At 52.3% G+C, this 22,030-nt stretch carries 22 protein-coding genes; 21 read left to right on the top strand and 1 reads right to left on the bottom strand.

Annotated elements, in window-relative coordinates:
* Window positions 1-141: 141 nt before the first annotated feature.
* The 5 genes from PAT3040_RS34710 (at window position 142) to spo0A (ending at window position 5,340) form a co-directional block, all read left to right on the top strand.
* Window positions 142-606 (top strand): hypothetical protein, encoded by a 465-nt coding sequence (locus PAT3040_RS34710; RefSeq protein ID WP_087567077.1) that lies wholly within the window; start codon window positions 142-144, stop codon window positions 604-606.
* 27 nt (window positions 607-633) lie between these two features.
* The gene (gene ahrC, locus PAT3040_RS34705; RefSeq protein ID WP_087567076.1) at window positions 634-1,086 is read left to right on the top strand and encodes a transcriptional regulator AhrC/ArgR; all 453 of its coding nucleotides are present in this window, start codon (window positions 634-636) and stop codon (window positions 1,084-1,086) included.
* Between the two features lie 25 nt (window positions 1,087-1,111).
* Window positions 1,112-2,824: a DNA repair protein RecN gene (gene recN, locus PAT3040_RS34700; protein ID WP_108996219.1), complete on the top strand. Its 1,713-nt coding sequence runs from the start codon at window positions 1,112-1,114 to the stop codon at window positions 2,822-2,824.
* A gap of 123 nt (window positions 2,825-2,947) precedes the next feature.
* A complete protein-coding gene (gene spoIVB, locus PAT3040_RS34695; protein ID WP_108996218.1) occupies window positions 2,948-4,276 on the top strand; it encodes a SpoIVB peptidase in 1,329 nt (442 codons plus the stop codon).
* A 251-nt stretch (window positions 4,277-4,527) separates the two neighbouring features.
* Window positions 4,528-5,340: a sporulation transcription factor Spo0A gene (gene spo0A / locus PAT3040_RS34690; RefSeq protein ID WP_087567073.1), complete on the top strand. Its 813-nt coding sequence runs from the start codon at window positions 4,528-4,530 to the stop codon at window positions 5,338-5,340.
* Between the two features lie 123 nt (window positions 5,341-5,463).
* On the opposite strand, the gene PAT3040_RS34685 is transcribed toward spo0A, so the two are convergent.
* On the bottom strand, window positions 5,464-5,775 hold the full coding sequence (locus tag PAT3040_RS34685) for a DUF2627 domain-containing protein (RefSeq protein ID WP_087567072.1): 312 nt from the start codon (window positions 5,773-5,775) through the stop codon (window positions 5,464-5,466).
* A 172-nt stretch (window positions 5,776-5,947) separates the two neighbouring features.
* On the opposite strand from PAT3040_RS34685, the gene lpdA reads away from it, so the two are divergent.
* The 16 genes from lpdA (at window position 5,948) to PAT3040_RS34600 (ending at window position 21,868) form a co-directional block, all read left to right on the top strand.
* Entirely contained in the window at window positions 5,948-7,378 is a 1,431-nt protein-coding gene (gene lpdA / locus PAT3040_RS34680; RefSeq protein ID WP_108996217.1) for a dihydrolipoyl dehydrogenase, read from the top strand.
* Window positions 7,379-7,510: 132 nt separating this feature from the next.
* Window positions 7,511-8,545, top strand: coding sequence for a thiamine pyrophosphate-dependent dehydrogenase E1 component subunit alpha (locus tag PAT3040_RS34675; RefSeq protein WP_108996216.1), 1,035 nt, complete (start codon window positions 7,511-7,513; stop codon window positions 8,543-8,545).
* A complete protein-coding gene (locus PAT3040_RS34670) occupies window positions 8,545-9,528 on the top strand; it encodes an alpha-ketoacid dehydrogenase subunit beta (RefSeq protein ID WP_087567069.1) in 984 nt (327 codons plus the stop codon). The genes PAT3040_RS34675 and PAT3040_RS34670 overlap by 1 nt, the downstream gene beginning before the upstream one ends.
* A gap of 21 nt (window positions 9,529-9,549) precedes the next feature.
* Window positions 9,550-10,851 carry a dihydrolipoamide acetyltransferase family protein gene (locus tag PAT3040_RS34665; RefSeq protein WP_108996215.1) on the top strand — a complete coding sequence of 434 codons (1,302 nt, stop codon included), beginning with the start codon at window positions 9,550-9,552 and terminating at the stop codon, window positions 10,849-10,851.
* Window positions 10,852-10,864: 13 nt separating this feature from the next.
* A complete protein-coding gene (gene lipB, locus PAT3040_RS34660; RefSeq protein ID WP_108996214.1) occupies window positions 10,865-11,584 on the top strand; it encodes a lipoyl(octanoyl) transferase LipB in 720 nt (239 codons plus the stop codon).
* A 181-nt stretch (window positions 11,585-11,765) separates the two neighbouring features.
* A complete protein-coding gene (locus PAT3040_RS34655; protein WP_108996415.1) occupies window positions 11,766-12,911 on the top strand; it encodes a M20/M25/M40 family metallo-hydrolase in 1,146 nt (381 codons plus the stop codon).
* A 317-nt stretch (window positions 12,912-13,228) separates the two neighbouring features.
* Window positions 13,229-13,828 (top strand): NUDIX domain-containing protein, encoded by a 600-nt coding sequence (locus PAT3040_RS34645; RefSeq protein WP_108996212.1) that lies wholly within the window; start codon window positions 13,229-13,231, stop codon window positions 13,826-13,828.
* A gap of 148 nt (window positions 13,829-13,976) precedes the next feature.
* On the top strand, window positions 13,977-14,600 hold the full coding sequence (spoIIM, locus tag PAT3040_RS34640; protein ID WP_258235302.1) for a stage II sporulation protein M: 624 nt from the start codon (window positions 13,977-13,979) through the stop codon (window positions 14,598-14,600).
* Between the two features lie 93 nt (window positions 14,601-14,693).
* Complete coding sequence (gene fur, locus PAT3040_RS34635; protein ID WP_108996210.1) at window positions 14,694-15,152, top strand: ferric iron uptake transcriptional regulator; 459 nt, start codon at window positions 14,694-14,696, stop codon at window positions 15,150-15,152.
* Between the two features lie 236 nt (window positions 15,153-15,388).
* Window positions 15,389-16,528, top strand: coding sequence for an alanine dehydrogenase (gene ald, locus PAT3040_RS34630; protein ID WP_108996209.1), 1,140 nt, complete (start codon window positions 15,389-15,391; stop codon window positions 16,526-16,528).
* A gap of 305 nt (window positions 16,529-16,833) precedes the next feature.
* Window positions 16,834-17,067 carry a DUF4227 family protein gene (locus tag PAT3040_RS34625; protein ID WP_108996208.1) on the top strand — a complete coding sequence of 78 codons (234 nt, stop codon included), beginning with the start codon at window positions 16,834-16,836 and terminating at the stop codon, window positions 17,065-17,067.
* A gap of 104 nt (window positions 17,068-17,171) precedes the next feature.
* Window positions 17,172-18,065, top strand: coding sequence for a site-specific tyrosine recombinase XerD (gene xerD, locus PAT3040_RS34620; RefSeq protein WP_087567060.1), 894 nt, complete (start codon window positions 17,172-17,174; stop codon window positions 18,063-18,065).
* Window positions 18,066-18,088: 23 nt separating this feature from the next.
* Window positions 18,089-19,285, top strand: a complete 1,197-nt coding sequence (gene deoB, locus PAT3040_RS34615; protein WP_108996207.1) for a phosphopentomutase — start codon at window positions 18,089-18,091, stop codon at window positions 19,283-19,285.
* A gap of 77 nt (window positions 19,286-19,362) precedes the next feature.
* Window positions 19,363-20,190, top strand: a complete 828-nt coding sequence (locus PAT3040_RS34610; protein WP_108996206.1) for a purine-nucleoside phosphorylase — start codon at window positions 19,363-19,365, stop codon at window positions 20,188-20,190.
* A gap of 110 nt (window positions 20,191-20,300) precedes the next feature.
* The gene (locus tag PAT3040_RS34605) at window positions 20,301-20,486 is read left to right on the top strand and encodes a Spo0E family sporulation regulatory protein-aspartic acid phosphatase (protein ID WP_087567058.1); all 186 of its coding nucleotides are present in this window, start codon (window positions 20,301-20,303) and stop codon (window positions 20,484-20,486) included.
* A gap of 41 nt (window positions 20,487-20,527) precedes the next feature.
* Entirely contained in the window at window positions 20,528-21,868 is a 1,341-nt protein-coding gene (locus PAT3040_RS34600; protein WP_108996205.1) for a pyrimidine-nucleoside phosphorylase, read from the top strand.
* Window positions 21,869-22,030 lie beyond the last annotated feature (162 nt).

The raw sequence follows: 22,030 nt of genomic DNA, 5'->3' as shown, positions 1-22,030 counted from the left end.
TATGCTCATCGTAGAGGGATGCCGATCGGTTTTACTGATTTGGCATCTTTTTTCTTTACAGATTGTCCCTTGGTTTGATAAACTAAGACCAAACAAACGTTCGCTTCCGTGATCTGATTGGTCTTGATGAGGTGATACGCTATGGAGAAGTATGGCGATTGGTTTATAATGGCGCTAGCGGGCACGCTTTTGCTGGCGTGGCTGTATCGTTCCTTCTATCGCTGGCTGCATGCTCCGGTCAACATGAACCGCATCACGTTAGGCAAGGGCGCGGCGGTATCGGACGGCGACGAGAACGTCCAACTGCTAAATCGCAACGGTTATAAGGTATTGTCGGCCAAGCATGTCGTGCCAATACCGGTAGAGCTGGACGACGCGCCGCTTGGCACGGGAGCACGCATATATATCGATTATATGGCAACCAAGGATGATCTTACCTATATCGTAAAGACGGCCAGAGAGCGAAAGCCGATGGACTGGACGGCCAGCGGCGTCAGGGATCAACTGCTTGTCTATGCCTTGCTGCTTCAGGATTGCTCGGGTATTCTATACATCGACGCGAAGAGCGGGACGATCCGTAAAATCGCATTTCATTTGTCCGACTAACAACATAAGCAATCACGGAGGTCACGTATGAAGGGAATCAGACAATTCAGGATTAGAGAAATAATTACGAACGGCATTATCGAGACGCAGGAGGAGCTTGTTGAGGCTCTTAGGGAGTCGGGCATGCAGGTGACGCAAGCGACGATCTCGCGGGACATCAAGGAGCTTATGCTCATCAAGGTGCCTATCGAGGAAGGCCGTTACAAATATTCGCTGCCTACCGACGTCGGGCGCCAGAATCCCATCCATAAGCTAAAACGTGCCATCGTCGACCACTTTACAGGAATCGACTATACAGACAACCTTATCGTGTTAAAGTGCATGCCGGGTACGGCGAACACGATTGGCGGCCTGATCGACAACATGGAGTGGAGCGAAGTGATGGGCACCATTTGCGGCGATGACACGATTCTTATTATTTGCCGTACGAAGCCGCACAGCGCAACCGTAACCGAACGTTTGCTGGAGATGCTTAATTAATAAAGATATAGGGAGGATAACGAATATGCTGCGAGAGCTGTCGATTCGGAATTTAGCTGTTATTGAAGAAGTTCATATTTCATTTCATCAGGGATTCCATGTACTGACGGGAGAGACGGGAGCGGGCAAGTCGATTCTGATCGATGCGCTCAGCCTGCTGGTCGGCGGTCGGGGCTCCGCAGATATGATTCGTTACGGATGCGATAAGGCGGAGATGGAGGCATTGTTCGATATGCCCGTCCAACATCCGGTGTGGACCATCCTGAACAGACTCGGCGTACAATGCTCCCCGGAGGAGATGCTGGTCATTCGCAGGGAGCTGTCGGCGCAAGGCAAGAGCATCAGCCGTGTCAACGGTCAACTCGTCACGATGACGATGCTGAGAGAGATCGGCGAGGCGCTGGTTAATATTCATGGACAACATGAGCATCAATCCCTTCTTCGTTCGGAGCAGCATCTGGAGTGGCTGGATCTATTTGGCGGCGATCTGCTGATTGAGCGCAAGACCCAATACAAAAGGGCTTATGCTACGCTTCTTGAAGTAAGGGGAGCGCTAAAGGAAATGGAGGATACGACTCGGCATAATGTACAGATGCTGGACTTGTATCGCTTCCAGATCGACGAGATTACATCAGCAGCGCTGAAACCTGGAGAGGACGAGCTTCTTTCGGAGCAGCGTAAAACACTTTTGTATGCCGAGAAGCGGATGGACGCCGTAACCGAAGCGTATACGCTCCTCTATGGCGGGAAGGGACTTGACGCAATCAGCAAGTCCATCTCCAAGCTGGCCGATATCCAGAGCTATGACAAGTCCGTATTGGATCCACTTATGGAACAGCTTCAATCGGCATTTTATCAAGCGGAGGATGTAGCTTTCCAATTGCGCGATTATCGCGAAAATATCGACTCCGATCCGGAAAGCCTGGCTGCAGTCGAAGAAAGATTAGATCTGATTCATGGATTGAAACGCAAATATGGGGAAAGCATACCTGATATATTGCAATATTTAAAAAAGATAACCGCAGAACGTGACAAGATCGAAAATCGAGACGAGCTCGTCGCCAGGTTCCGTGTGCAGGAGGATGAAGCCTATCGCCACGCCTATAGCCTTGCAGAGGAGTTGTCCAGTCTGCGCCGTCATGCATCCGTTACGTTGTCCAGCGCCATTGAGAGCCAGCTTGCAGAACTGTTGATGCCCGCAGCACGTTTCCGCGTATCGCTGGATGGCGGTGCAGAAGGAGGGAGAGGTGAGAAGCCTGTCAAGCTGCATGCCGGTGGTATTGATGATGCCCTATTTCTATTGTCATCCAACCCCGGGGAGCCGCTTAAACCTCTCAATAAGATCGCTTCCGGCGGGGAGATGTCACGGATCATGCTTGCCATGAAGAGCATTTTCGCCGAGATCGATCAAATACCCGTACTTATTTTCGATGAGGTAGACACAGGCGTCAGCGGCAGAGCCGCTCAAGCCATCGCCGAAAAGATGTCGGCGCTGTCGGCCAGATGCCAAATATTCTCCATCACTCATCTGCCTCAAGTCGCTTGCATGGCGGACCATCACTTCGAAATTATGAAGTCCGTAAACGAAGGCAGAACCGCGACTTCTGTTACGAAGCTTGCGAACGAAACACGTATTAATGAACTTGCCCGCATGCTGGGAGGCGTCGAAGTAACTGATAAAACAAGGCATCACGCACAAGAAATGCTTGATTTGGCCCATGGGTTGAAGGGAGCGTAATGGAAGGCATTCAGGGAATGTTTTTGCGGACATAAAACATTGGAGGCGGGGTAACTTAAAGGTACGCCATTGGCGATAAATCCTTTTTCGTCATGTGAAGGAATGACAGGAGCGTGTAAAACATTGAACTCCAACAGGCGGAAACGTATGATTGGCCTGGTTCTCGTTTTCTTCGTTTGCATGATCGGGTTCTCCACTCCGTTTCAACAATTCGCCGCATTCCCGAATGAACTTCGTTTGTTCTCCGGCCAACTGAAACGTCTGCAATACGGGGTTCCTGTACAAGCGGAAGTTACCGTAGATCCACAGATGCTGAATGTAAATGGTTCCAACGAGCATTCCCTGTCCGTTAATTTGAGCAAGCCGATGTCATTGAAGCCTAGCCATAGCGGCCAGACGAACATGCAAGTGAAATTATTTGGTAAAATTCCGTTCAAGACAGTTAAAGTAAAAGTTGTCCCGGACATTAGAGTTATTCCAGGAGGACAAACGATTGGCGTTAAAGTGAAATCGGCAGGCGTTCTGGTCGTCGGTCATCATGCAGTTGTAGACGGCGACGGAACCAAACATTCGCCAGGCGAGGATGCGGGACTGAAATTAGGCGATCTTATCGTACAGATTAATGGCAAGCCTGTTAAAGAAGTGAATCGGATCGGTAAAATATGCGAAGAATATGGCAACACCAAGCGCCCTCTTCAAATTACTTACAAGCGTGGCGGCCAATTGAACAGCACGGTTTTGGATCCCATATTCGATGCAGAGGATCGAGCTTGGAGACTGGGACTATACATTCGCGATTCCGCAGCAGGCGTAGGCACGCTTACCTTCTATGCCCCGGATCATGGCGTGTACGGCGCATTGGGACATGTCATCTCGGATATGGACACACAGACGCCAATCGAAGTTGGCGAAGGCCAAATTTTGGAGTCCAGCGTGATGTCAATCAATAAGAGCCATACGGGCGAACCCGGAGAAAAGAGAGCTCAGTTCGTGAAGGAAGGCAAAATTTTGGGCAATATCGAACGAAACACGCAATTCGGTATTTTTGGCAAAATGACTGAACAGCCGGGACATAGCTTTAGCGGCAAGGCATTGCCCGTCGCGTTCTCAGAGGATGTAAAGGAAGGGCCTGCACAAATCTTGACCGTTGTTAATGGCCAGAAGGTAGAACGGTATGACATTCAGATTGTCCATGTGTCCAAACAATCCGGTCCTGCCACCAAAGGGATGGTCATCAAAATTACCGACAAGCGGCTTATAAACAAAACAGGCGGTATCGTTCAAGGCATGTCTGGCAGTCCCATTATTCAGGACGGCAAGATGGTTGGCGCCGTCACTCATGTATTCGTCAATGACCCTACGTCTGGATACGGATGTTTTATCGAATGGATGCTGCAGGATGCTGGTGTACTGGATCAAGAATCACAGACGAATGCGGATGATGCAGCATAATGAGAACGTCTCGAGCAGCTGAAGTGCTGTCGCTCGAGGCGTTTGTTTATGTGAGTTTTGTCGAAAGTAGACGAAATACAGTGATTTTTGAAGTAAATTATTAATTATATCGAATAGTTGAAAAAAAATAAAGAAAAAAGATTTTCGACAGAAGGAATTCCAATCGTCATGTCGAAAACCTATGTTAGACAACCGATGATCGTTACAACTGAGCGATGCAGCAAATTAACATTTAAGGGAGGATACTTACCTTGCACAAGATCGAAGTTTTGCTGGCAGATGACAACCGAGAATTTACTAACCTGTTATCGGAATACATATCCGAACAAAGTGATATGCATGTAAGTGGCGTGGCTTACAACGGAGAAGAAGTAATCCGTCATCTTGAGCAAGCCCGCAACGTCCCTGACGTGCTTATATTGGATATTATTATGCCGCATCTGGATGGACTGGGCGTGTTAGAGCGACTGAAGGAAATGAATTTGTCCCCAATGCCCAAGATCATCATGTTGACGGCATTCGGCCAAGAAAACATTACGCAAAAAGCGGTACAGCTTGGCGCATCTTATTACATATTGAAACCATTCGATATGGATATTCTGGCAAACCGGATTCGCCAACTGGTTGGAACATCCTCGACGTCTTATTCGGCATCCTCTAGCTTCAGCTCGACGACGTTGAAGTCGAATGTAGTTCCGCTTTCCAAAGGCAAAAATCTGGATGCCAACATTACGAGCATTATCCATGAGATTGGCGTTCCTGCACATATTAAAGGGTATCAATATTTGCGCGAAGCGATTACGATGGTCTACAACAACATCGAAATTCTTGGCGCTATTACGAAGACCTTGTACCCGGCTATCGCCGAAAAGTTCAAAACGACGCCATCCCGCGTCGAACGAGCCATTCGCCATGCGATCGAAGTCGCTTGGACCCGCGGCAACATTGACAGCATCTCGCATTTGTTCGGCTATACGATCAACATCAGCAAGTCGAAGCCGACGAATTCCGAGTTCATCGCGATGGTGGCTGACAAGCTGCGGATTGAACATAAGGTTTCTTGATACTCGCAAAATTTTCTTTAAGTGCGTGTTTAAAATTTGCGCAAAAAACCACTTATTTATCGGGAATAGCTTGTCCGATAAGGAAGTGGTTTTTTTTCTGATTGGCCTTTGTCTAATGAGACGCTACTGTCCTCCCGGTGCACCGGATTGCGGTCTTGGCGGACGTGGGCGTTTCTTTTTGAAGCGGGGGGCTACATAGTTGCGCTTGCGGTCCCGGAAAAAAATCCATCCGCCGATAAAACCGGCTCCGAGGAAAAACATAACGAAACCAAGCAAAAATTTTAGCCATGCAAAATCAGGCGTTACTTGATCGTTACCGTACTGCGAAAAATAATCGAACGTTGCGTCCTTCATATGGAGGAATCCAAAACACGCAACAATGCCGGGTACGACGAGAAACAAAATGGCTATAATTCGGGCGACTACAAGTTTCATAACGGTGAAAGCTCCTTATTTGTAATTCTGATCGTGAATACTCATTTCTAATATCATAACTGGTTCCTGTAACCGTGTCCATTTGTTCAAGCTAACAACAGTGAAATGATGCGTAAAAAAAGGTACAATAGAATAGCAATTATTGCGATTTAAGAAGGAGGCGACATCCATTATGGCAATACAAGTAGACATAGCCGTGCTTGGAGGCGGACCTGGCGGTTATACGGCCGCTATTCGGGCAGCACAAGCAGGAAAAAAGGTAGCACTTATCGAACGGGACAAGCTCGGCGGAACCTGCCTGCATCAAGGCTGCATACCTAGCAAATCGCTGCTTAGAAGCGCGGAAGTATATAGAACGATTTTGACAAGCGCACAGTACGGGATAAACGTAAATTCCGATGAAGTGTCGCTTGACTTCGACAGAGTACAAGAACGTAAACGGGAAACGGTGGACCAGCTTTACCGTGGACTGCAAAGCTTGATGAAAAAACATGGCATTACCGTCATTCAAGGCAAAGGACGCGTAATCGGACCTTCCATTTTCTCGCCCAGAAGCGGGTCTTTAGCAGTTGAGCTCGCAGATGGCGAGATGGAGTCGGTCGTATCCACGAATCTTATTATCGCGACAGGTTCCAGACCGCGTTTGCTTCCTGGGCTCAAACGTGATGGCATACATATATTAACCAGCGACGATGCGTTGGAATTGGATAAGCTGCCAGCATCAATTCTAATCGTCGGCGGAGGAGTTATTGGTGTAGAGTGGGCATCGCTTATGCAAGACTTCGGTGTAGACGTTACCTTAATCGAAGCAGGCTCCAGACTCATTCCTGGCGAAGATGCCGAAGTGTCAGCCGCTTTGGCACGCAGCCTGGGCCGAAGAGGCGTGCGAGTTTTGACCAGCGTCGAGCTTCAAAGCCAAACATGCGAAATTCAGGAGAGCGGCGGCGTATCCGTTAAAGGGGTAACGCCGGACGGCGACGTTACGCTTGTCGCTGAAAAAATGCTTGTTTGCGTCGGACGCGAAGGCAATGCCGACGGCATCGGGCTAGAAAATACCGATGTTCGCACAAATAATGGGTTCATCGTAACAAATGAATTCGGTCAAACGACCGAGCCGCATATCTATGCGATCGGAGACGTTGTCGGAGGCATTCAGCTAGCTCATGCCGCCGCTCATGAAGGCCTTGTTGCCGTTGACCATATTATGGGTGCCAAGCCGGCGGCTGTCGATCATCACCTCATCCCGAAATGCATCTATTCCAGCCCGGAGGTTGCTTCCTATGGATATACAGAGGACGCGGCAAGAACGAGGGGTTACGATATTAAGGTTGGCAAAATTCCGTTCCAAGCGATCGGCAAAGCGATTGTGTTAGGCGAACAGGAAGGTTTCGCCAAAGTCATCGCAGATCGGAAGAGCGGCGATATTCTCGGCGTACATTTGATCGGTCCCCATGCGACGGATCTCATCTCCGAGGCGGCGTTAGCAGGCTGGTTAAACGCGACGCCATGGGAGGTCGGCGCGATGATTCATCCTCATCCGACTTTATCGGAAGCGTTGGGCGAAGCAATGCTCGCTGTTGACGGGAAGGCAATCGTGTATTAAATAATGCTGTCAATTGGACCGAGGACTTACGTCGCAAGGGTGGATTTCTTTTTGCCGCAAAAGCAGTTATAATGGTTATAGTGAGGTCTTAGTACCAGGTTTTAAGAGTTGGTAAATAAGGAGGCTGTCGTTATGACCCAATTGTCTTCCGCTGGTCAGCAATTTCGTCATCTGGAGCTTGGGCTTACTTCCGAGCAAGCCGTAGATATGTACAAAATGATGGTCATGGCAAGAAAATTCGATGAACGCGTTCTGCTGCTGCAGCGCGCGGGCAAAATTAATTTCCACGTATCAGGTATCGGACAAGAGGTCGCCCAAGTAGCCGCCGCTTTCGCACTGGATCGAGAGCAGGATTACTATTTGCCGTATTACCGTGATTATGGTTTCGTGTTGTCTGTAGGGATGACATTAAGAGATCTGATGTTGTCCGTGTTTGCCAAGGCAGAAGATCCTAACAGCGGCGGACGGCAGATGCCGGGCCACTTTGGATCCAAGAAACTGCGAATCGTTACGGGCTCGAGCCCGGTTACGACTCAGGTGCCGCATGCGGTAGGCATCGCGTTGGCGGCCAAGATGAAGAAGAACCCTTTGGTCAGCTTTGTTACGTTCGGAGAAGGGTCCAGCAATCAGGGAGACTTTCATGAAGGATGCAACTTTGCCGGCGTACATAAGCTGCCGGTCATTCTGATGTGCGAAAATAATCAATATGCGATTTCCGTGCCGATCCACAAGCAGCTTGCGGGCAAGGTTGCGGATCGAGCTCTTGGTTATGGGTTCCCCGGCATTCAGGTAGATGGCAACGACGCGCTAGAAGTGTATCGTGTTGTCAAGGAAGCGCGACAGCGCGCCGTAGCGGGCGAAGGTCCGACATTGATCGAGGCGATGATGTATCGTCTGTCTCCTCACTCCACCTCCGATAACGATCTTGCCTATCGGACGAAGGAAGAAGTAGACGAAAATCGGATGAAGGACGGCATTCCGAAGTTCAAACAATATTTGTTCGACTGCGGCTTGTGGAGCGAGGAACAGGAAACGGCATATGCTGCCGAGCTCAGGAAGCAGCTTGATGAGGCAACAGAATACGGCGATAAGGCGCCTTTTCCGACGCCTGAATCTACGTTGCATCATGTCTATGAAGGCGATGACAGGCAGGGGGGGATGAACTAATGCCGGTTATGGATTATATCGACGCAATAAGGCTTGCGATGAAAGAAGAGATGGAGCGCGACGAGGATGTATTCGTGTTAGGCGAGGATGTCGGCGTAAAGGGCGGCGTCTTCACGACGACAAAAGGGCTGCATGAGCAGTTCGGAGAGCTTCGCGCGATGGATACGCCGCTCGCCGAATCTGCAATTGCCGGCGTTGCCATTGGTGCCGCAATGGTCGGCATGAAACCGATCGCCGAGATGCAATATTCGGACTTTATGTTCCCGGCAACAAACCAGATCATCAGCGAAGCGGCCAAGATCCGGTATCGTTCCAACAATGACTGGAGCTGTCCTATCGTCATTCGAGCTCCGATTGGCGGAGGCATCTTCGGAGGGCTTTACCACTCCCAATGTCCGGAATCCGTATTCTTCGGCACGCCTGGTCTTAAGATTGTGGCTCCTTACCGTCCATACGATGCCAAGGGGCTTCTAAAGGCTGCGGTGCGCGATGCGGATCCCGTTCTCTTTTTCGAGAACAAGAAGGGGTATAAGCTGTTGTCGGGCGAAGTGCCGGAGGATGATTATATTGTGCCGATCGGCAAAGCGAATGTGCTTCGCGAAGGCGACGACATTACGGTCATCGGCTACAGCATGCCGCTTCGATTTGTAGAGCAAGCCGCAGAAGAGCTTGCCCAGGAAGGGATCAGCACTCATATTCTCGATCTGCGCACGATTCAGCCGCTCGATAAGGAAGCCATATTGGAATCTGTCCGCAAGACAGGCAAAGTGATGATTGTTCACGAGGACAATAAGACAGGCGGAGTTGGCGCGGAGGTGGCGGCGATTATCGTGGAGGAGCTGCTGTACGAACTGGATGCACCCATTATGCGGCTTTGCGGTCCCGATGTCCCGGCGATGCCGATCAACCCGCCAGCCGAGAAGTTTTTCCTGCTGAATAAGGACAAAGTGAAGGATGCCATGAAGAAGCTGGCTATGTATTAGGACCGTAAGGAGTGGAATGAGATGAAAACAATGACGGAAATCGTCATGCCGCAGCTCGCGGAGTCGCTCGTCTCCGCGACGATCGACCGTTGGCTGAAGCAGCCTGGCGACAGAATCGATATGTACGAGCCTATCTGCGAGCTGTTGACGGACAAAGTAAATGCCGAGCTGCCGTCCACGGTGGCAGGTACTCTGGTGAAAATATTGGTGGGCAACGGGGAGAACGTGCCCGTCGGGACGCCGGTGTGCATCATTGAAACTGAAGAATCGGCTGCAAATACGCAAGAATTGCATTCTTCCCCAAGCGTTGCCGTGGAAACAGCTGGTCAAAGGGCCGATGATGACGATTCGGCGCCAATGCGCAACCGCTACTCGCCTGCCGTCCAGCAGCTTGCAAGCGAACATGGCGTACGTCTCTCTGATCTGACGGGCACCGGTCTTGGCGGACGCGTAACCCGCAAGGATGTGCTCTCTTATGTCGCGTCCGGCAAACCCGGCGCATCTGCTGCAGCTGCTTCGGCGTCTGGCGTTGATCCAAAGGCGCAGGTCCGTTCCTCGGGGATTCACTTGTCGGAGACGCCTCGTATCCCTAAGATCGAGGTGGAGGGGACGACGTTACCCGGGCGGGGCGAGACCTTTATCGACGTAACGCCGATACGCAATACAATCGCGCGCAACATGCGCCAGAGCGTAAGCGAAATTCCGCATGCCTGGACGATGATCGAGGTGGATGTGACCAATCTCGTGATGCTGCGCAACAAGCTTAAGAACGAATTCATGAAGCGCGAAGGCATTAACCTGACCTATCTGGCATTTCTGCTCAAGGCTGTCGTAAATGCCATCAAGGATTATCCCATCATGAACTCGACTTGGGCCGTGGACAAAATTATCGTAAAACGCGATATCAATATTTCGCTTGCGGTGGGAACGGAGGATTCCGTACTGACGCCGGTTATCAAGAATGCCGATCACAAGAACGTCGCCGGGCTTGCCAAAGAAATCGACGAGCTGGCGCGGAAAACGCGGGAAGGCAAGCTGAACTTATCGGATATGCAGGGCGGAACGTTTACCGTCAACAATACGGGGTCGTTCGGATCCATCTTGTCCTATCCCATCATTAACTACCCGCAGGCGGCCATTCTTACGTTCGAGTCGATCGTAAAACGTCCAGTCGTCATCAACGACATGATCGCGGTACGCTCCATGGCAAATCTTTGCCTGTCGCTCGACCATCGAATTCTGGACGGCGTCATCTGCGGCAGGTTCCTGCAGCGAGTAAAGGACAATCTGGAAAGCTTCAACATGGAAAGCACACTGTACTAAAGAGGGGATAGCGATGACGGAGAGAGAAAACCATTATGCCTCCGGAATGCTGGATGCCCGATATATCGGACAAGTTCCGTACGGCGAAGCATGGGATATGCAGAAGGCGTACGTGAAACAAATCGATGGGGGGGAGCGCGCCGAGACGCTGCTCCTTCTTCAGCATCCGCCGACATATACGCTTGGCTCCGATCGGCATCCGGAGCACTTGCTGCTGGATCAGGAGGAGTTGGCGGCACGTAACATATCCGTGTTCGAGATCGATCGAGGCGGCGATATTACCTACCATGGCCCCGGACAGCTTGTAGGGTACCCGCTGCTGTATCTGGATGCGGTCGGACTGGATCTTCATGCGTATCTGAGGTCTCTGGAACAAGTAATCATCGATTGGCTAGGCGGGCATGGTATAGAAGCGGGGCGAAAGCCGGAATATACGGGTGTATGGGTCGGGGACGAAAAGATTGCCGCAATCGGCATCAAGTTCAATAAAGCGCGTCACCGCAGGGGCTTTATTACAAGCCACGGCTTCGCGCTTAACATCAAGTCCGGCATCGCGAGCGAAGGTTTCGGCGGCATCGTGCCCTGCGGCATCCAGCAATTCGGCGTCACTTCATTTAATGATTTGACGGGCCGGAGCTTGTCCGTAGAGGAAGCCGCGGAGGAGCTGCTTCCTTACTTCTTGAAGCAATTCCGATACGAACGGACGGACAATGGCGCTTTAACCCAGGAATAAGGAGCCGACACCAGCGAGTACGGTCGTAATGAGCAGTGTGCCCGCGACGATGATGGCTACGAGTCGGATCATTTTTTGCCTTTGCATGTGGAAAACGACGCTCCTTTCTTATCGCTATATGAGCTGCAAGGACCAACCTATCAAAACTATTGTAAACGAAATTCGGGACGGAGGAAACAGCATGATAAAAAAGGATCGTCTGGTTAACCAGTTTATGGAGCTAGTCCAGGTAGACAGCGAGACAGGTCATGAAGGCGAGATCAGCAAAGTATTGAAGCAGGAATTTACGGCTTTGGGTTTGTCGCTGTCGGAGGATGACGCAGCCGCTAAGACGGGACATGGCGCGGGAAATCTTTTCGCCATGCTGGAAGCGACTAAAGGCTGCGAAGGCGCTCCAGTCCTGTTCTTCACGTGTCATATGGATACGGTAACGCCGGGCAACGGAATCAAGCCGCAACTGGACGCCGACGGCTATATTCGCAGTGACGGCACGACGATTCTGGGCGCGGATGACAAAGCGGGGATCTCTGCTATGTTCGAAGCTATTCGCGTGCTCAAAGAAAATAATATCCCTCACGGCCGAGTGCAATTCGTCATTACCGTTGGCGAAGAATCGGGATTGCTGGGAGCAAGATCTCTGGATGCCAGCAAGATGGAAGCGGAATTCGGATATGCACTGGACTCCAATGGCGCGATCGGCGACATTGCCGTTGCAGCTCCTACGCAAGCGAAAGTGACGATCAAGTTATATGGCAAATCTGCGCATGCGGGCGTTAATCCGGAGGATGGCATCAGCGCGATCCAGATCGCCGGCAAAGCTATCTCTCGCATGCCGCTGGGACGGATTGACACGGAGACGACGGCGAATATCGGCAAGTTCGAAGGCGGCGGGGCAACGAACATCGTTTGCGATTTCGTTACGCTCTACGCGGAGGCTCGGAGCATCGTGCAGCACAAGCTGGACGCTCAGCTGGAGAAGATGAAGGAAGCCGTTTTGTGGGCTGCTCAGGAGTTCGGCGGTCGAGGCGAGTTCGAAAGCGACGTTATCTATCCCGCCTACCAGTACGACGATGGGGACGATGTTGTAGAGCTGGCCAAGGAAGCGATAAAAGCAATCGGCGCCGTTCCCCGTACATTCTATTCCGGCGGGGGCAGCGACGCGAATATTTTTAACGGCATGGGGATCCCGACCGTTAATCTGGCGGTTGGTTATGAGCATATCCATACGACAAAAGAGCAAATCAAAACGGATGATCTGCTAAAGGTGACGGAGCTTGTCGTGGAGCTGATCAAGAAGGCTTCCCTTCGCACGGCTCGCCAATCGTAAGCCAAACAAGGTCGGAGTCGGATAAGGCCGGATTCGAAGATCCAAGCGTTGCGCGGATTGGCGGGAGCGACCTTGTATAATCGGACAACAATCCTTCTCCAACTGCTGAGGCAGCCAAACGATTCAATTCGCGCCGGACTTCCCAGCCTTTGCCTATGACTCGCAGATGATAGACGTTTACGTATTGTTTCATCCCAATCCACTCCCGTTCATGGTTGATTGCACTATACTGCCTCTAGAAGATGGATATGACGGGAGTGGACAAGTTATGTCTTATTACATCGGTTATTTATCACCTTATGAAGGGGGAGGCACAGATGAGCGACAAGCTTTCTCAGAAGCAGGAGATGCAGAAGCAAGAGCAGGAGCGTCCGGAACTTTGGCGCGAGGAAACGGTTAGCTCGGAGCAAATATTCGATGGACGTATTATTTCGCTGCAAGTGGATACGGTGGCTCTGCCAGGCGGACGTACTGCAACGAGGGAAATCGTAAGGCATCCCGGAGCTTCGGCTGTCATGGCGCTGCTGGACGGCAAGCTTCTTGTCGTGGAGCAATATCGCAAGCCGATGGATATCTTTCAAGTGGAAATTCCGGCAGGCAAGCTGGACGGCGACGAGGATCCCGCACTGGCGGCCGCAAGAGAACTGGAAGAAGAGACGGGCTATCGGCCAAAGGGCCTTAAGCTCATCTCGTCCTTTTATACGTCGCCGGGCTTTGCTGACGAGAAACTTTATCTATACTTCGCAGATGAGCTTGAGAGAGGCGAGCAGAACCCCGACGAGGATGAAGATTTGTTTGTCGAGGCGATTACGTTGGAGCAGGCTGAGCGCTACATCTCGGAAGGACGCATCAGCGATGCCAAGACGATTCTTGCTGTCTATGCCTGGAAGCTGTATTTGCAGACTGGCACTATTTAGATTCCATGGAGGATGTCCATCGTCAGCATGATGACGGTTCGTTCTATTGCCCGGCATAAGCTGTCCAATGCTTTCATAAGAATAAAGAGACAACCCTTTCGAAGTCGGAAGGGTTTATTCTTTCCTATGGAGAATGGGGTGCGCGGCCTTGAAATACAGGACGAACTTATATATTTTCGTAGCGGTGTTATTTGTAGTCGGCGCCGTATTCGGCGCTTTGATTGTCGGGGCTTTGACGCTGGAGCAGCAGCAAGAGCTGGCAGGAGAGATCAACCGCTATGTGCTATCGGTGGACGGAACGGCGCATGCAAGCGCCGAAACGCTGTTCTGGGACCGATTCTGGTTTCACTTCAAGTGGGTCATGCTGATCTGGATTTTGGGCATCGTCGTTATCGGTGTTCCGGGCATCTTGGCGCTTAATTTCCTCAAGGGAACGCTGATTGGTTTCACGGGAGGCGTTCTGGTACAGCAATACGGCTGGAAAGGAATTGTATTTTTTGTTTTATCCGTAGCGCCGCAAAATGTCATTGCCGTGCCAGCCATGATGATCGCCAGTGCGGCGGCGATTACCTTTGCCGTCTACGTCGTGAAGCACAGGCTGCTGCTCCAGCAGCAGAAAGGTGAGCTTCTGCCCCAGCTTGGCATGCTTACATCGACCGTTATGATCATGTTATTTTTATTCGCCGGCTCCGCGTTGTTCGAGGCGTATTTGTCACCCGTAATCATAGGCTGGGCTTCCGCTTACCTGCCACCACCAAACGGCATCATTTGACAGAGAAACGTTTGACTTTCTGACGGTATTCCCCATATAATTGTAGTTGACGTTTCCGTAAACTGGATGCGACATGTTGGCAGGGGGGAAACCATGGAAGCCCGGATCGAGACTATAAAGCAGCAATTACAATCGCAGGGCTACAAGCTAACCCCGCAGCGCGAAGCGACAGTAAGAGTATTGCTGGAGAACGAAGAAGATCATCTGAGCGCAGAGGATGTTTTCATGCTCGTAAAGGATAAGGCGCCGGAGATTGGTCTGGCTACCGTATACCGGACGCTGGAGTTGCTGAGTGAAATGCACGTCGTGGAGAAATTGAACTTCGGCGACGGCGTAGCCCGATATGACTTGAGGGCAGACAACAGCAAGCATCACCATCATCATTTGATCTGCGTACAATGCGGAAGCATGGAAGAGATCAAGGAAGATTGGCTGTTGCCTCTTGAAGAACGGCTGGAGCGCGAATACGGGTTCGCCGTTGCAGACCATCGACTTGACTTCCAGGGTGTCTGCAGACGCTGCCAGGAGAAGAACGACCAACCGAATGAATAACGGAGGCTTCGTCATCCAGCCATGGATGCAGGAGCCTTTTTTCAAGTGCACCTCTAGACGCGGCCGCGCAAAGTGAAATGAGCCATGGCCCAGATAGAGGTTTTTTTCAATTGTAAGAAAGATTAAGTTTTCTCCATTTCTCCATAATTGACCTGTCATTCTTGGCAAAGTTACATAATTTAAGCCCGCGCTGGATAAGGTACGCTTGAGGAAGTATGTACAGGAGGCGATGTGGGATGAAGATCGGTGTGCCGAAGGAAATCAAACAAAGCGAAGGCCGCGTAGCGCTGACCCCTGCAGGAGTGACGATGCTAAAGGCAGCCGGCCATGAAGTCGTCGTCGAGACAAATGCGGGTGAGGGCAGCGGATTTCTGGACGCGGATTACGTGCGAGAAGGCGCATTAATCATGGATTCGCCTCAAGAAGTTTGGGCAGCGGACATGGTCATGAAGGTAAAAGAACCTCTGAAGGAAGAGTTCAAGTATTTCCGCGAGGGACTGATGCTGTTCACTTACCTGCACCTGGCGGCGGCGCCGGAGCTGACGAAGGCGCTTGTCGATAGCGGAGTTACGTCGATCGCTTATGAAACGATCCAGTTGCCGAACGGCAGTCTGCCGCTGCTTGTGCCGATGAGCGAAGTAGCGGGGCGCATGGCGGTGCAAGTCGGCGCGCAATTCCTGGAATCCTTCTATGGAGGCCGTGGGGTGCTGCTCGGCGGCGTGCCGGGTGTTCCGCCAGCGGAGGTTGTAGTCATAGGCGGTGGAATTGTTGGCACAAATGCGGCCCGGATGGCGCTGGGTTTGGGAGCTAATGTCATCATTATCGAACGAAGCGCGGAACGGATGCGCTACCTGGATGAAGTGTTTGAAAGCCGAATCCGCACGCTTATGTCGAGTCCGCTCCATATTGCGGATGCTGTCAGTCATGCGGATCTCGTCATCGGCGCCGTGCTGATCCCAGGCGCCAAAGCGCCGCATCTGGTGACGGAGGAGATGGTTCAACGCATGAAAAAAGGTTCCGTCATCGTTGATGTCGCCGTAGACCAGGGAGGCTCGATCGCTACCGTCGACCGTCCAACCACGCATAGCGACCCTGTTTACGTTAAGCACGGCGTTATTCATTATGCCGTTGCCAATATCCCCGGAGCGGTTCCCAGAACCTCTACATTCGCCCTTACGAACGTGACGATGCCATATGCTCTGGAGCTTGCGAACAGCGGCTGGGAAGCCATCAGACGAAGCGCGCCGCTGCAGAAAGGCGTTAATACCCATGCCGGGAAGCTGCTAAATGAAGCCGTAGCGAGCGCCACGGGCATTCCTTATACTGAGATCGACAAGTGGCTGGACAGCATATCATACGACCGGCTCGATCCTTAAGAGGTTGTTCAAAAAGTCCGCTTCCCATCACGAAGTATGCCAAGAAGCGTACTCGACATCGAATATGAAACGCAAGCGAACCTTCCGGTGCTCACGTAGCTACCACTACGCTCCGCTCCTCAGTTTCTACTTGCATTCCATCTTCTCGGTGCTGAAAACCGAACTTTTTGAACTCGCACTTTAAGAGATCGGCATAATCGGATAAGCCTCCTCATAAGGTGGTACGAACAGCCCCTGCAAAAATAGAGCCAGGCTGACGCCGGAACTGCGCGTATGGGGGCGTTCGTACGAAGGAGGTCGATCCTGTGGTAATTTCGTTTAAAAGCTGGTTTAGCCGGATGCTCTTTGTCGTCCTGTTCGCAGTGCTGCTTGTGATCGTTTCTGGCGGATACCGCTGGCTGCTGGATGTCGTCTCGCCCTTGCATCCTTACCAAAAACCCAGAGGTGACGCCCTTAAGGTGCTGCAGCAGGTTCCCTCTTCGCCGGAGCACGGCAATTCCGCCAACCGTCTTCGCTGGTTCTACTGGTATGGCGAATAAGAAGCGAAAAGAAGGAAAAAGCAGGACGGATGTGGAATGTCATGAAGGTCATAGCAGCATAATGTTGCCAGCACGAAGCTGTAAGCGCGAAAGGAAGTCACGACTTGAAAGCTCAATTGGAACATTACATACGTTATTTGCAGGATGAACGCGGATTGTCCAAGAACTCCGTAGCCTCTTACGAACGGGATCTCCATTCTTGTTATCTTTACTGCGAGGAAAATGGCATTGGCGCCTGGGAATCGGTGCAGCGTCAGCACCTGGCTTCGTATATGCACCGGTTGAAAGAAAAGGGATTGAAGGCGGCTACGATCTCTCGCCGCGTTGTTGCCGTGCGTGCTTTTTTTCATCACTTGCTGCTAAACGGCAAAATCCTGCGGGATCCGTCGCTGTATCTGGAGTCTCCCAAGCTGGAGAAACGGGCTCCCCAAGTGCTGTCTGTTGATGTAACGACTGCTTTATTGGATTCGCCCAAGACGGACAATGCCTCCGGCAAACGCGATAAGGCTATGTTAGAGCTTCTGTATGCGACAGGTATCCGGGTGTCGGAGATGGTGGCGCTTAACATCGAGCATGTCCATCTGCAACTGGGGTACATTCAGTGTACGGGGAGCGGCTTGAAGGAGCGCGTCATTCCATATGGCAGTCATGCCGACGCAGCCATTAGGAGCTATCTCGCCGAAGGAGGACGGGATGCGCTGTTGACCGGGCGGGACGACGGCACTGCCTTGTTTTTGAATCATCTGGGGACGAGAATGACGAGACAAGGCTTCTGGAAGATGGTCAAAAAATACGGCAAGGAAGCACAAATCGAGGAGCAGATTACGCCCCATACGTTAAGGCATTCCGTCGCGTCCCATCTACTGGAGGGCGGCGCGGACGTCAGGACCGTGCAGGAGCTGCTGGGACATGCCGATATCGCCACGACTTTAAAATATTCGCAAAGCGCCAAGAACAGGCTTAAGGATGTTTATCAGGGAGCGCATCCAAGAGCCTGACATAGAGAGGGTGGACATAAGCTATGAAATTTGATCGAATTGCCGTTGTTGTCCTGGACAGCGTAGGGATCGGCGAGCTGCCGGATGCCGAACTGTTCGGCGATGCCGGTTCCCATACGCTCGGTCATATCGCAAGCGTCGTGCCGGGCATTTCATTGCCGAATTTAAGGGCTATGGGGCTCGACCGAATTGCGCCTATCGCGGATTGGTCGCCAGCCGGCAAGCCAGCCGAGGCTTATTACGGCAAGATGGCGGAGGTATCCGTCGGCAAGGACACGATGACCGGACATTGGGAGCTCATGGGGCTGAGACTGACCGTGCCTTTCCAAACATTCCCTGACGGTTTCCCTCCCGAACTTATCGGTCCGTTTGAGGAGCGAACGGGACGGAAGGTCATCGGGAACAAATCCGCAAGCGGGACCGAGATACTGGACGAGCTGGGGGAGGAGCAGATGGAGACGGGCGCATGGATCGTCTATACATCGGCAGACAGCGTATTCCAAATCGCCGCGCATGAGGAAGTTATCCCTCTGGAGGAGCTGTACCGGGCTTGCGAGATCGCCAGGGAGCTGACGATGGACGAGCGGTTCACAGTCGGGCGAGTGATTGCAAGACCTTACGTGGGACAGCCAGGCGAGTTCAGGCGGACGCCGAACCGCCATGACTATGCGGTGAAGCCGCCTCAGCCAACCGTACTGAACGCGCTCAAGGACGGTGGATTCGAGGTGCGGTCTATCGGAAAGATCAACGATATTTTCGACGGTGAAGGCATAACGTCCTCTCAGCCGACGAAGAGCAATGCGGACGGCATCAGGCGAACGATCGACGCGATGGGCGAGTCCTTTAGCGGTCTGCTGTTCACGAATCTCGTTGATTTCGATTCGTTGTTCGGGCACCGGCGGGATCCTCAAGGGTATGCGGCCGCGCTGGAGGAATTTGACGCTGCGCTGCCTGAGCTAAAGAGCAAGATCGGGCCAAGAGACTTGCTCGTCATTACGGCTGATCACGGGAATGATCCCACTCATCTCGGCACGGATCATACGCGCGAGTATGTGCCGATACTGGCTTACAGTCCGGCGTTCCGCGTGCCCGGCGCCATGCCGGTACGGACGACCTTTGCAGACCTTGGTGCGACAATCGCAGATAATTTTGGTGTTATAGCTCCGCCGAGCGGGCGCAGCTTTTTGTCCGAGCTAGTGACCGAAACCGCCGCTGAATAAGCTGCTGGAAGGCGGAATGCAAACAGCCGTCCGGCTTCTTTATACGAGACAACTATGAACTGGAAGGGGAAGTAAACATGTTGAATCAACAAATGAACGCACATATTGCGGAAGCTGCAGCTTTTATCCGGGAGAAGACGGCGTTGTCGCCGGAGATCGGGCTTATTATGGGCTCCGGTCTTGGCGTGCTGGGCGACCATTTGGAGGAGCCGGTCGTCAACCCGTACCACGACATTCCCCACTTTCCGATCTCGACCGTGGAGGGACATGCCGGCGAGCTGTTGATCGGCCGTTTGTCTGGCAGAATCGTCGTATTGATGCGCGGCCGCTTCCATATGTACGAGGGTTACGGCCCGGAACTTACGGCTTTTCCGGTACGCGTAATGAAGGCGCTGGGGGTCCGCGCTTTGCTTGTAACGAATGCGGCCGGAGGCATTAATCTGGACTTCGCTTCGGGCAACCTGATGCTGATCTCCGACCATATTAACCTGACGGGTCGCAATCCGCTTATCGGACCTAATGACGATTCGCTCGGCGTGCGCTTTCCAGACATGTCGGAAGCATACAGCAAACGGCTGCGTGAAGTTGCGAAGGAGATTGCTTCCATGCAGGGCTTTGCGCTGAAAGAAGGTGTCTATGCCGGACTGCTGGGTCCATCGTACGAGACGCCGGCCGAGATCCGGATGCTTCGCACGCTTGGCGCGGATGCCGTCGGAATGTCGACGGTCGCCGAAGTGATTGCGGCTCGCCATTCCGGCATTGAAGTGGTCGGTATTTCCTGCATTACGAATATGGCGTCCGGAATTCTGGACCAGCCGCTGTCCCACGAGGAAGTGATGGAGACGGCGGAACGAGTCAAGTCCCGGTTCCTGGGACTTGTGACATCGTTGATTTCGAAAATGTAAGCGGGATTGTAACATAATTGTAATAATTCGCTCGACTCATTATGACAGTGTTTTTCGTTGCGCTCGTCGTATAATGTCCATGATTACAGAAAGATGGAGTGGACAACGTCATGGACAAGCTGTTATTGGAGCTGGAGAGGCTTCGCGGAGAGATGGTGGAGACGGCGCTGATCGAACAGGACCTTCTTCATCAAGACGTGCTGGTGTTAAGCCAGACTCTTGATGAAATTATCGTCCAAGTGCAATCGGAGAGGCTGTCGCAATCCAAAAGCCGCGAATTTTCCAGATCGAGCTGACGCAAGGCAACATACTGGCATGGATACTGGAGGAGGCCGTTATGCGGGCAGTGGATTGTATACACAAAAAGAGGAATGGCGGGGAGCTGAGCTCCGCAGAGATTGCCTTCCTGATCAAAGGATATAGCAGCGGCGATATTCCCGATTATCAGATGTCTGCATGGGCTATGGCCGTATTCTATCAAGGCATGACCGAAGATGAGACCGCGACATTGACGATGGCTATGGCTGAATCCGGCGACATGGTGAACCTGTCGCCAATTCGCGGCGTCAAGGTGGACAAACACAGCACAGGCGGCGTCGGCGATAAGACAACGCTAATTATCGGTCCCCTCGTCGCTTCTGCGGGCGTCCCCGTTGCCAAGATGTCGGGAAGAGGCCTTGGCCACACCGGCGGCACGATAGACAAGCTTGAATCCATTCCAGGCTTCCGTACGGAGCTGGATCGGGAGACGTTTATCGCTCAAGTGAACGATCTTGGGCTGGCCGTTATCGGTCAGAGCGGCGACTTGGCGCCCGCGGACAAAAAGCTGTATGCCCTTAGGGATGTAACGGCAACGGTAGAGTCGATACCGCTTATCGCAAGCTCCGTCATGAGCAAAAAAATTGCGGCTGGCGCGGATGCGATCGTGCTGGACGTAAAGACGGGCAGCGGCGCGTTTATGAAGACGCGGGCGGATGCGGAGAAGCTGGCTGCAGCTATGGTTGCGATTGGGACGCAGGTTGGACGCGATACGGCAGCAGTCATCAGCGATATGGATCAGCCGCTGGGCTTCGCGATCGGCAATGCGCTTGAGGTGGCGGAAGCGCTCGAGACGCTGCGCGGTCAGGGACCGGAGGACTTGACGGAGCTTTGTCTTGCGTTAGGCTCTCATATGGTGGTGCTTGGCGGCGCGGCTTCCTCTATCGAAGAAGGAAAGAGACTTCTTCGGGAGCGCCTTAATAACGGAGAAGCGCTGGCGAAATTCAAAGCTTTTATCGAAGCGCAAGGCGGAGACGGCTCCGTTGTCGATCATCCGGAGAGGCTGCCTGCAGCGCCTGCGCGTATCCAGGTGCTTGCGCCGATCGGCGGTTATGTGGCAGCCATCGATGCGGAGCAGCTTGGACTTGCAGCGATGATGCTTGGCGCGGGCAGGGCGACAAAAGACGCGGCCATCGATTATGCGGTGGGTCTCGTTATCGTCAAGAAGGTCGGCGATGAAGTGACGGAAGGCGAGCCGATTGCTACTCTTCATATCCGTGAGGAGAATGGCGGAACGGCAAGCGTGGTAGACAGGGTGAAAGCCGCGTACAGCATCCAATCGGAGCAGCCGAGTGTAAAACCGCTCCTGTTAGCCGTCGTGACCAAAGAAGGCGTTATGAGGCTTGCGGAAGGCAACTAATTCGAGGACATGGAACCGTCGATCGGCATTTGCCGATTGGCGGTTTTTTTGAATTCCGTCATCGTGCCCATATAGGAATAATTTCCTGCAAGAAGGTTAACACTGAAAAGGAAAATAGTACCGACAATCATCCAGGAGGGACCTGACGTTGAAAATTAGATT

Source organism: Paenibacillus agaridevorans (genome assembly GCF_003112455.1).
In the GTDB taxonomy this organism is placed as follows: Bacteria; Bacillota; Bacilli; order Paenibacillales; family Paenibacillaceae; genus Pristimantibacillus; species Pristimantibacillus agaridevorans.
This window is presented reverse-complemented; position numbering and strand designations above follow the sequence as displayed.